This is a genomic window from Yersinia sp. LJYL362 (assembly GCF_048323875.1).
Genome location: NZ_JBLWEX010000091.1, coordinates 1 through 10,181, shown reverse-complemented (window position 1 = coordinate 10,181; position 10,181 = coordinate 1). Strand labels below are relative to the sequence as shown.

The following is a 10,181-nucleotide window of genomic DNA, read 5'->3' as shown; positions in this document are numbered from 1 at the left end:
GGCGTGAGCAAAACGAAGGTGCCATCTTGCGCCATCCTCCGGTAAACGGCGTTATTTTCACCGGCACGCCATACAGCGTTTTCAGCCAGGTCTCCAGATTGACCATGGAGCGCACCGAATGGGCAAAGAGAGTTGCAACTCGCTCTTTTTGTAGTGAGGGTTCCCCTTCACTAAACCCCGATAGCCCACGAATAGCGGCACTCAGCGGCATGGCGGAGTCAAACTCTGCCTGGGCATAAAAGTGATATTTCTGCCATGCCAAATAACGTAAACATTGCAGACGATGATTAAAAATATCAAAAAAGGCTTTAGCCGCCGTATCGCCATAGCGGTAATAGCGCTCGATCAGCCATTCGGTATAGGCGGTCGGCAGCGCTCCCATCGCCCCGGTTAAACCATGAGAGGCGACCTGCACCTGCCAGCGATTGTCAGCCAACGGCTTGATGGTGCCAACCTCACCCCGTTGTGCCTCAAGGGATAATGGCGATACAAAATAGAGCTGTTCCTCAAGCAACTGCTTGGGCTTGATGCTGCTCGACTTTTTCAGTTGCCGCAGCATGGCGCGCACTTGCTGGAAAAAGTTATGTTTACTGAGTGCCTTGCTTAGATCCACGACAACCTGCCCGCACTCACTGGCCAGTCACGAGTGCTGCCCTCAACGGAATCAATACAAGTGATAACGCGGGAAAAGCTATTGACCGGTGCATACAACGCCAGCAGACCATCGATAAAGCGGCACAGTAAAAAATACTCAACTTCTTGCTCTGCATCGCGCGAAAAAGTGATGGTTATTTCAACACCACGCGCCAGCGAGTGCGGGTCATTCTTCACTAATCGCGCCGTCACCGGCCGTGATTCCACCTGCTGGATAAGGTTGATTAATCGCTGAACCGAGGGCTTTTCGGTGATGTTATACAGAGCCAGTGTCTCTTTGAGGACACGCGTGCCCTCCGGGCCACTGAACAGCATGTGATTGAGAGACATTTGTGAAATTAACCGCCAGCGAGCGCCCTGTTTTGTTGCCGCGTTCACTACTCGTGTGGGGCGGGTTAAGGCATTAATTTTGACCCCCGCCAGCGGGTTCTCTGACTCAAAATCACCGCCAGGATTGCCATTGAGCAAGGTGGAGGGCAGGTCACCATTGGTACAAGTCAGCTGTAGGCTAATAATATCGCTCTCAGGTAACAGCGGTTGCTCACTGCGATCCGAAAAGGCGATAAACAGAGCCGAAGTGATCGCGCCGTCATGAACAGACTCCCGCCGCATTGCCTGCCAAAAAATATTGTTCTCGGTGCTAAGCCCTGAATGGTCTAGCCCAAACAGGGGATAAACCGTGCGGCTCTGGGTGTCATTACCCTGTTTACATAAGGCCTGCACCCGATCAATAGACCACACCTCGATAGAGTCCTGATGGCGAATATCGGGCACCACCGGGTATTCCGCTATTTGATGCAGCGGAGCAATGGGTTCTGCTCTTTGCTCAAATAAATTGATGGCTGGCGTGCAATGCAGTTTGAAAAGGCTTTCATCAACGGATGCAGCCATTGTCTCCAACTGGCGAGCGGTGCTACCACGATTGAACTTAATCACAAAAGTCAGTTTGCTTTGGCTATTAGCCGAAAAACCGGGCGGCAAAAGTAAATCAATAAAATGAAACTTTTGTGGAAAAAGAAAATAATCCAGCAATAAAGAGTGTATTGGCGACACCCGAGAATCTGTTGCCAACAAGTTTTCATTTTTTGCAAAGCCAACCGCTTGTATTCCCTCAGGTAATAAATCATAAGATTGCTGTTGATGAAGTAATGAAAAAGACAGCACTTCACTGCACAGCAAGGTATAAATAATATTGACCATGGCATTCGAACCATTGAGGAATAACCGGACTGACTCCCCACTGAATATGGCCCCGGGCCAGACCTGCAGTTGCAACGTCAAACGCCATATCATCTCTTCTTCATCAAGCTGCAAACCGGCATGACTCAGGTTCACTGGTAGCAAATTCACCGGATACGAGGTGCGAAATTTACAGGTGCGCCCGCTATCCGTTTTGCTGTACAGCGCAGTTCTGGCCGCTATAACATTGCTTTCGGTTAAGGCCCCGACTTTGACATCAGGCTCCATCTGCACAATACACACCGAGGGAAAAGGCCTGGCAAACTGTGGCGCCATTACCGTTAGCAAGGCATCGGTCGTCTCTGGCATATCTTCATCCAGCCGCAACTGAATTTGAGCCGAGATCAGCGAAAAGGACTCAATTAATCGTTCAATATGCGGATCTTCTGAAGAGCCTTCAGACAAACCCAAGCGGTGTGCTACCTTAGGGAACTGGAGCGCAAATGCTTTGCCGTATTTTTTTAAAGTGGAGAGTTCTCGCTGATAATAAGCCAGCAGTTTGGTCGCTAACATGATTACACTCGTTACTCCAATAAAGAAAAACGACTTATTACATCGTCCCACATAATCCGATAACACACCGGCCCATCAATAGACTTTGCTTGTATGATGAAATAATAGAATGACCCATTTTTATTTTCAGCTGTAACCTGGATATCATGTAACCGAGGTTCAAAACGAATCAATGCCGTCTTGATGCGTGCTGCTAAAATAGCGGCAATATCTATTTTATGAATATCATGTTCAAATACATCACTGACGCCATAATTTAAAATTGACGAGTTAACCCATGGAGTATCAGAAATATTGTTCTCACAAGGTCTGGTAGATAAAATCATCATAATCTCTGCAGAAAGTATGCTATTTTTAGCTCCCATTATTGATCCTGACTGCTGGCTATCATCCACGTTATTATCTGAAAGACTGATTAATAATGAGTGCATATTTCATTATCTCTAAATGACAGCGTGTTGCCACGCTGTCATTATAATGAACTTACTGGGCTTCTGCAGTTACAAAATCGTAACCTTTAGGCCCTATTTTCAGAACATTACCATCTTTCGCGACAGTATGTGACTCACGTTTAAACGATGAAACAGCCAGAGAATAAATGTTAACAGCAACACCATCATCTAACATGTTAGTTGTAGCACTCGAAATGCAAACATTCGTTAGAGTGATTTTCCGGTTCTCAATTATTTTACCCTTATTTGTAGTCACCTTGACAATGACAACTTCCTTGAAAGATTCATTACTGAGTATTTTCGAATTAAGAAGCTCATCGGAATTAAAATCATCAATCTTCTCAAACCTGACATCATCAATTTGAACACCAGAACTTGCTAATACACCTGCATCGTTAGGGTTAATATTGGCATATGTGGTAAAACTTAAATTATTAATAGGAATATAATCTGTATATCCTTTAACTTTAACAGTACCTTTAATATCGGGGAATTTAATGAATAACGATTTAACTTCAGCCATAAATAGTTTCTCTTACAAGTTTAATTATTATGCACCCGTAGATGCAGGGAGCTCAGCAACAAGGCGTAGTGACATGCTTAGGCCTTCTAACTGAAAATGGGGTTTTAAATAAGCAACGGCACGATAATGCCCGGGCGCACCCGGCACATCGACAACTTCAATAGTTGCGTCACGCAATGGATGACTAGCCTTTATAATCGGGCCAGCATCGTCAGATCCAACAACATACTGATTAATCCAATTCTGCAGAAAATGTTGACAGTCTGACTTAGACATAAAACTGCCGACCTTATCGCGCACAATAACTTTCAGATAATGCGCAAAACGCGATGTGGTCAGAATATATTGCAACTGGCTGGAAAGCCTTGCGTTAGCATTAGCCAGCTCTGATTCATACTTACGCGGTTTATTGGCTGATTGAACGGCAAAAAAAGCAGCATAGTCAGTGCCCTTGCAATACACCAATGGGATAAAACCAAGATCTGCAAGTTCCTTTTCCCGGCGGTCTGAAATGGCCACTTCGGTTGGACACTGCATGACTTTCTCGCCAGTTTGCGAAATATAGTTATAGGTCGGTAATGCTTTAACTAAGCCACCACCTTCGACACCACGGATCGCTGCACTCCAGCCGTGCTCTTCAAAAGCTTCAACTATTCTGCCCGCCAATTCATAAGCTGCATTGACCCATAGGTAGCTGTCGCCGCCCTTGTCTTCATCAATGTTCTCTTCAAAATTGAACATCTCAATAGGAACCGTTTTCGCTCCGTAAGGTAATCGACCAATCACTCGCGGCAAGGTCAAGCCAACGTAACGCGAATCATCGGTTTGGCGGAAAGATTTCCAGCGAATATAATCAGAGGTATCAAATAATTTACCCAAGTCGCGTGGACGCGGCATTTCCGAGAACGAGTTCATAGCAAACATGCCAGAACTTGCTGCTGTCAAAAATGGCGCATGTGCCGCTGCAGCAACATGAGAAATTTGCTCTAACAGTTGAACATCTTCGGGCATAGCATCGAATTCAAAATCGCCGACAAAAGCCGAGAATGGCTCGCCACCGAAAGTTCCGTATTCACTCTCATAGATATTTTTGAATAGGGAAGACTGATCGAAATCAGAAGCTGATTTAAAATCACGTACCAATTCCTTTTTGGTGCAATTAAACAGACGAACTTTGGTATTTTCGGTGGTACTGCTCTGCACTAACTTATGTAACCCACGCCAGGAAGATTCCATTTTCTGGAATGCCGGTGCCTGGATAATATTGCTCACCTGCGCAGATAACAGCGCATCAATAGCAGCAATACGTGCCTCTATGCTGCCCACCAAATCGTTAGAAACAATAATTGCGCCAGAAGCAACATCAGTCAGAAAATTATCAAGCTGATGCTTTAATTTACCGCGATCTTCCTCGCGACGAATAGCTTGGGTATCATCAATAATTTGATCAAGGTAATCGCGTGGGAGTTCAGTTTTAGAAACTGCATCCAGGATTTGAATATCACTCATTTCAAATCCCCTTGTGGATCATCAAGGTTGGTATTTCCTTGTTGATTCAATAGTTCAACCAGTTGGTCTTTTAAAGCATCATTACTGGCTGTGCGATTACGTAATTCGGTTAATTGCTCGCGAAGAGCCAGCAAGTTCTTTAGAGGTTCAACTTGCATGGCGATATTCTCAGGTGAGAAGTCTTCCATCGAATTAAACTGCAAAGAAACCGCTAATTGCCCATCTTTACCCGGAATGGTGCTATCAACCTGTAATTCAATACTTGGACTTAGGCCTTCCATAACATCATTGAAATTATCTTTATCAATGTGCGTGAACCGGCGATCTCTGAGCGATTCTTCTTGCTTAGCAAAATCACCAACCACACCTAACACTAAAGGAAGTTCCTTCTTACTTTCTGAACCACCGTTTTCTATATCATAGGTAATCTGAACGCGTGGTGCGCGTACTTTCCCTAACTTAGTTTGAGTATTACTCATCTTTAAATACCTGTATTATTTAATGCTTAATATATTATCAATCAATTATATGGACATATTTTACAGAGTTTTATCAATAAGTATTTAGGACAAAACGTCATTCCGATGGGATTTATCTGCAAATACATTATTGATAAAACAAATTTAATTCATATCTAATTTTAGAGTCATTACAGTGGGTGTATTACCCTAGGATAAAAAATATAAATTTCACACTGCTAGTAACTGTTGAGCTTTAATCACTAAATGCACGGTCGAATTAACCCCCAATCGTTTCATTAGCCCTATTTTTAAAGCACTCACGCGTTTTATTGGCACCGAAATCTTTTTTGCAATCTTATCATTATCATTACCCTGAAGTATGCTCTTCAATAACGTTAACTCCAGTTCAGATACGCCTTTTTTTTCCATTTCACTGTTTTTTTTCTTTGAATTATAGGGAAAGCAGGCAAACCCAGTGCTGACTACATTAATGACATTATAAATACTGGCAAATTTATCCTTCTTTGATATACAACTGGCCAGCCCCAATTTCCGGTACAATGAAAAACAGCTTTCACTGTTCACCAAAGAGGAAAAAAGAATAATCACAGAAGAGGGTGAGATTGTTGGCATCATACTCATTAAGTCATAGCTATCTGACAGGATTTTATCATTACCGATAAGCAGAATATCAGGTTTTCTCGCTGCGATATCTGAGACCAGCTCTTTGCCTTGCTTGTTACTACAAAAGACATCAAAACCGTTATCAGCTAATTGAGAACTTAACCCCAGGCTAAAGAAGTTGTCCTCATCAATTAGATAGATGGTTTTATTTTTTATGGCATTATCATTATTTTTCATAGCAACTCGCTTATTTTCAATCGCAAAATTCTTTTTTGCTAAACCTTGGGAGCACTTCACTCGAACAACACTTATCAACTGACTCGACAAAAATAGGGCCAAACACTTGATAAAGGACATGATAAAGACATTTCCCGCTATTTGATAATTGTATCGTTTATGTGTTAAGTTATAGATAATTAATCCGATAAAATTAAATAAATAGATTTATGCTCTAAACAACATAGTTAAACTCAAGAATAAAAGGATTAAATAATTTATAAAAATCACACAAAACCTTATTAACCACCCTATCCAAAAGGTTATTAACCGCATATCGGCATCTTAGTGGCACTGCCCCGTCGACCATTAGAGAATTTGTATTTGTTCATTAGCGATTTCCAGGACACATGTCAGCACCGACAGATTTGCACGCATTAATCAGGCTCGGACACGATCACGGATTTCTGGTAAGGTTCCGTCTTTGCCTCGCTGGCGATAGCTCCTCTGCCCTTGTGATACGCTCACCGGCCTGTGGGTTGTTTAATCGTGCTCTATCTTCAGTATTATCGATTGTGTGTACGATCCCGCCACGACGTCGCTTGGATCCACTCGCGTCTTAATCGTTATAGGTACGCCGGTTGTCGCGTCGCCGTCGACGCGGATGGTTTTTGGTGCAGTGATCGTAGACACAGCCCCCGGCGCGTAGGTAATTATGGGTGTCTCTATGGCGATGCGGAGGTCAGTTGTGTTATCGCATCGGACTCGGACGTTACCCAGCCATTGTTTGGTTTGACTCTCTCCGGGATGCATTGCTGCAAGCGTTATCGCGGTGGCCTCAGTTGCGCATCGTGTTGGAGGTGGCTCTGGGTATAGGTGCGATTGGTGGTAAGAACGAGCTCCCCCTTCGTACTCCTTATATATCACCTGCAGTTGTTTTACAGTTCGTTGTTTTTGGATCCCCTGGAACGCGGCCTTCCGACCTCGCGTACAGTTATTCAGCACGGTGGCGCACATTTCGGGGAGGCCTGACCCGTTGACAGATTGCCACGTGCCAGTATCATCATACAAGACTTGGTACCCCTCGAGATCGCACCTATAGAGATGCCCATGCGGGAAGTTGCAATTCCGCTGGCCAAGGAGGTTGACAGTCAGGGTCAGCGTAGTCCGGTCCTCCCACCTAGGGTTAGTCAGATCACCCACGGCAGCGTGCAATCCGGTCATTTGCGTTAGCCACCCAAGGAGCAGGATGACGGGGCCGGTCGGCGGGCGCCCCTTTATTTCAAAAGCTTTCATGTTCGTTTCACTTTTAACTTCTTGTATTTTAGGCAAACGATATCTTCAGCCGCGCTTATATCGCCCAGCCGCCAGCATACCCTCTGCCCATGTATTCCATCGTGCCTCATACGCCTGCACCAGTACGTCGGTTTCTGTCGCTGACAGTCTCTTTCGTCTGGCTTGCTCATAAAGCCGCACGCGGCGTGCACGATGGTTCTCTAACGCTCGTGGCGCTATGGAGGGGCCCTTGGCGCCAAACCATAACCCCAGCCAATCAAATCCATGTTCAATTTTCCCCACTTGGGTTTTGTCCGGGTGAATACTAAAACCACCCAAATCAAAAAAAGTCGCCAGTTGTTTAACCATCCGCCGTAATGACCATCGGGTGCGGGTAAATAGCAAAAAGTCGTCCATATAGCGCACATAAAATATTTCTTCCCTGGAGGCAAAATAGCTATCAACATGGTGCAATAGGCTGGCGCCAATCATCGGACTCAAGGCACATCCTCTGGAAATGCCGGTGATTGGCGTATGAATTTCACCGCCGTCTTCAACACTGTAATAGAGGTATTGCTTTAGCAAGTCTCTGAGGATGGGAGACTGAACACGCCAGTTGATTTGGCTTAATACCTGCTGTTTGCGAATATGGCGGTAGTAGCCACGAATATCTGTACGATAGACAAAACGCCACTCTTCGTGCTGCAAACAAGCCGCGACATCAGCAATTGACCTTCTAACACCACCATGCCCTTTTACGTGCACGCACCGTTGATGAACCGGTAAATCCTTCGCGACTTGCAAAGCGACCCACTTCAATACCAGCGCATCCCTTGCGCTGCCCAGTGGAAGCGTAAGTGCCACACACCTGCATTGGCGGGAGCATTACATCGGCAAAGGCACAGCCATTGGTAAGCATCTACCCATGCTGATATGGGTGGCGTTATCTGGATTTTTCATAGCAACTGCAACTCGCTTATTTTCAATCGCAAAATTCTTTTTTACTTAGCCTTGGTAGCACTTCACTCGAACAGTACTGTTCAATTTGCTCAGCAACAATAGGGCCAAACACTTGATTAAAGACATGATAAAGACATGTCCCGTCATTTGATAATTGCATCGTTTACATGTGAATTTATAGATAATCAATCTGACAAAATCAAATAAATAGATTTATGCTCTAAATAACATCATTAAATGCAAAAAATTAGGATTAAATAATTTAGAGCAATCACACAAAACCTTATTAACCACATTATCTAAAAGGTTATTAACCGCATATCGGCGTCTTAGAGGCACTGCCCCCTCGACCATTAGAGAATTTGTATTTGTTCATTACCGGTATCCAGGATATCTGTCGGCACCGACAGATTTGCACGCACTAATCGGGTTTGGACCCATTCACGGATTGCAGGTAAGTCCCGTCTTGCACGTCGCTGGATATAGGTCCTCAGCCCTTGTATAGGCTCACCGGCCTGGTGGGAGGTTTAGTCGGGCTCTATCTTCAGCACTATTGCTTGCGTATACGATCCCGCCACGACGTCACTGGGATCCACACGCGTAGTAATCGTTATCGGTACGGCGGTTGGCACGCCGTCGTCTACACGGAGTTTCGTTGGTGCGGAGATCGTAGAAACCGCACCCGGAGTGTAGGTGATCGTTGGTGTCACAATGGTTATATGGAGGTCGGTCGTCATACCGCATTTGACGCGTACAGAGTCACGGCGGTCGTTTGCGGTCTGCCCGGGGTGCATGTCGCCTAGTTTGATCGATTGGCTATCGAATGTGCACCCCTCAGGACGCGGAGGCATTTGTCCGTCGCTATCGATGTTCCCCAGCGACTGCCTTATCATTGTTTGTACGCGCACTTTTTCGATTTTTTGGTTCGACAGTCCTACGAAGGTCACGGTTTTCCCGTTCCAGCATATGTCGAGGTCGGTCCACTGATCGCACTGTGGTAGCCCATCGCCTGTCACCTTTTTCCAGTCTTGTCCCTCGTATTTGACCCCGTAGTAAACCGCACCGCAGCCAGTATGTTCGCAGCGTGTGCGTCCCACGTTTGCGACTGTGGCAGACAGGCGGTTTATCCCTGTCCATTGAACGTTCACGAGATCGCCAGCCGGCCATTCATTATACGCGGCTACGGGGGTAGACCATGACAGGGCAACGACGACGGCGATGAGCGGATAGAACTTTACGGTTGCTTTCATGTTCGTTTCACTTTTAATACTTCTTGTATTTTAGGCAAACGATATCTTCAGCCGCGCTTATATCGCCCAGCCGCCAGCATACCCTCTGCCCATGTATTCCATCGTGCCTCATACGCCTGCACCAGTACGTCCGTTTCTGTCGCTGACAGTCTCTTACGTCTGGCTTGCTCATAAAGCCGCACACGGCGTGCACGATGGTTCTCTAACGCTCGTGGCGCTATGGTGGGCCCCGTGGCACCAAACCATAACCCCAGCCAATCAAATCCATGCTCAATTTTCCCCACTTGGGTTTTATCGGGGTGAGTACTGAATCCGCCCAGATCAAAAAAAGTCGCCAGCTGTTTAACCATCCGCCGTAATGACCATCGGGTACGGGTAAATAGCAAAAAGTCGTCCATATAGCGCACATAAAATATTTCTTCCCTGGAGGCAAAATAGCTATCAACATGGTGCAATAAGCTCGCACCAATCATCGGACTCAAGGCACACCCTCTGGAAATGCCGG

The 10,181-nt window shown here is 45.5% G+C and carries 10 protein-coding genes; all 10 read right to left on the bottom strand.

Annotation, left to right across the window (positions count from 1 at the left end):
* Positions 1 to 613: type VI secretion system baseplate subunit TssG (locus ACNSO8_RS03925; protein WP_418393889.1), on the bottom strand; the 613-nt coding region annotated here is incomplete at its 3' end.
* Positions 604 to 2,406 (bottom strand): type VI secretion system baseplate subunit TssF, encoded by a 1,803-nt coding sequence (gene tssF, locus ACNSO8_RS03920; protein WP_418393888.1) that lies wholly within the window; start codon positions 2,404 to 2,406, stop codon positions 604 to 606. The genes ACNSO8_RS03925 and tssF, both read right to left, overlap by 10 nt.
* 11 nt (positions 2,407 to 2,417) lie before the next feature.
* Positions 2,418 to 2,771, bottom strand: coding sequence for a GPW/gp25 family protein (locus ACNSO8_RS03915; protein ID WP_418393887.1), 354 nt, complete (start codon positions 2,769 to 2,771; stop codon positions 2,418 to 2,420).
* Between the two features lie 118 nt (positions 2,772 to 2,889).
* Positions 2,890 to 3,381, bottom strand: coding sequence for a type VI secretion system tube protein Hcp (locus ACNSO8_RS03910; RefSeq protein ID WP_418393886.1), 492 nt, complete (start codon positions 3,379 to 3,381; stop codon positions 2,890 to 2,892).
* 27 nt (positions 3,382 to 3,408) lie between these two features.
* Complete coding sequence (gene tssC, locus ACNSO8_RS03905) at positions 3,409 to 4,890, bottom strand: type VI secretion system contractile sheath large subunit (protein WP_418393885.1); 1,482 nt, start codon at positions 4,888 to 4,890, stop codon at positions 3,409 to 3,411.
* A complete protein-coding gene (gene tssB, locus ACNSO8_RS03900) occupies positions 4,887 to 5,369 on the bottom strand; it encodes a type VI secretion system contractile sheath small subunit (RefSeq protein ID WP_418393884.1) in 483 nt (160 codons plus the stop codon). Before tssB ends, tssC begins: the two co-directional genes overlap by 4 nt.
* 210 nt (positions 5,370 to 5,579) lie before the next feature.
* The gene (locus ACNSO8_RS03895) at positions 5,580 to 6,332 is read right to left on the bottom strand and encodes a hypothetical protein (protein WP_418393883.1); all 753 of its coding nucleotides are present in this window, start codon (positions 6,330 to 6,332) and stop codon (positions 5,580 to 5,582) included.
* Between the two features lie 1,200 nt (positions 6,333 to 7,532).
* The gene (locus tag ACNSO8_RS03890) at positions 7,533 to 8,330 is read right to left on the bottom strand and encodes a reverse transcriptase domain-containing protein (protein WP_418393882.1); all 798 of its coding nucleotides are present in this window, start codon (positions 8,328 to 8,330) and stop codon (positions 7,533 to 7,535) included.
* Positions 8,331 to 8,953: 623 nt separating this feature from the next.
* Complete coding sequence (locus ACNSO8_RS03885; protein WP_418393881.1) at positions 8,954 to 9,676, bottom strand: hypothetical protein; 723 nt, start codon at positions 9,674 to 9,676, stop codon at positions 8,954 to 8,956.
* 47 nt (positions 9,677 to 9,723) lie between these two features.
* A partial coding sequence (locus tag ACNSO8_RS03880; RefSeq protein WP_418393880.1) for a reverse transcriptase domain-containing protein occupies positions 9,724 to 10,181 on the bottom strand: 458 nt, incomplete at its 5' end.

Bases quoted from the DNA above. Each gene is read 5' to 3' on its own strand.
- tssF (WP_418393888.1), bottom strand. From the start codon at position 2,406: ATGTTAGCGACCAAACTGCTGGCTTATTATCAGCGAGAACTCTCCACT.
- ACNSO8_RS03915 (WP_418393887.1), bottom strand. From the start codon at position 2,771: ATGGGAGCTAAAAATAGCATACTTTCTGCAGAGATTATGATGATTTTA.
- ACNSO8_RS03910 (WP_418393886.1), bottom strand. From the start codon at position 3,381: ATGGCTGAAGTTAAATCGTTATTCATTAAATTCCCCGATATTAAAGGT.
- tssC (WP_418393885.1), bottom strand. From the start codon at position 4,890: ATGAGTGATATTCAAATCCTGGATGCAGTTTCTAAAACTGAACTCCCA.
- tssB (WP_418393884.1), bottom strand. From the start codon at position 5,369: ATGAGTAATACTCAAACTAAGTTAGGGAAAGTACGCGCACCACGCGTT.
- ACNSO8_RS03895 (WP_418393883.1), bottom strand. From the start codon at position 6,332: ATGTCCTTTATCAAGTGTTTGGCCCTATTTTTGTCGAGTCAGTTGATA.
- ACNSO8_RS03885 (WP_418393881.1), bottom strand. From the start codon at position 9,676: ATGAAAGCAACCGTAAAGTTCTATCCGCTCATCGCCGTCGTCGTTGCC.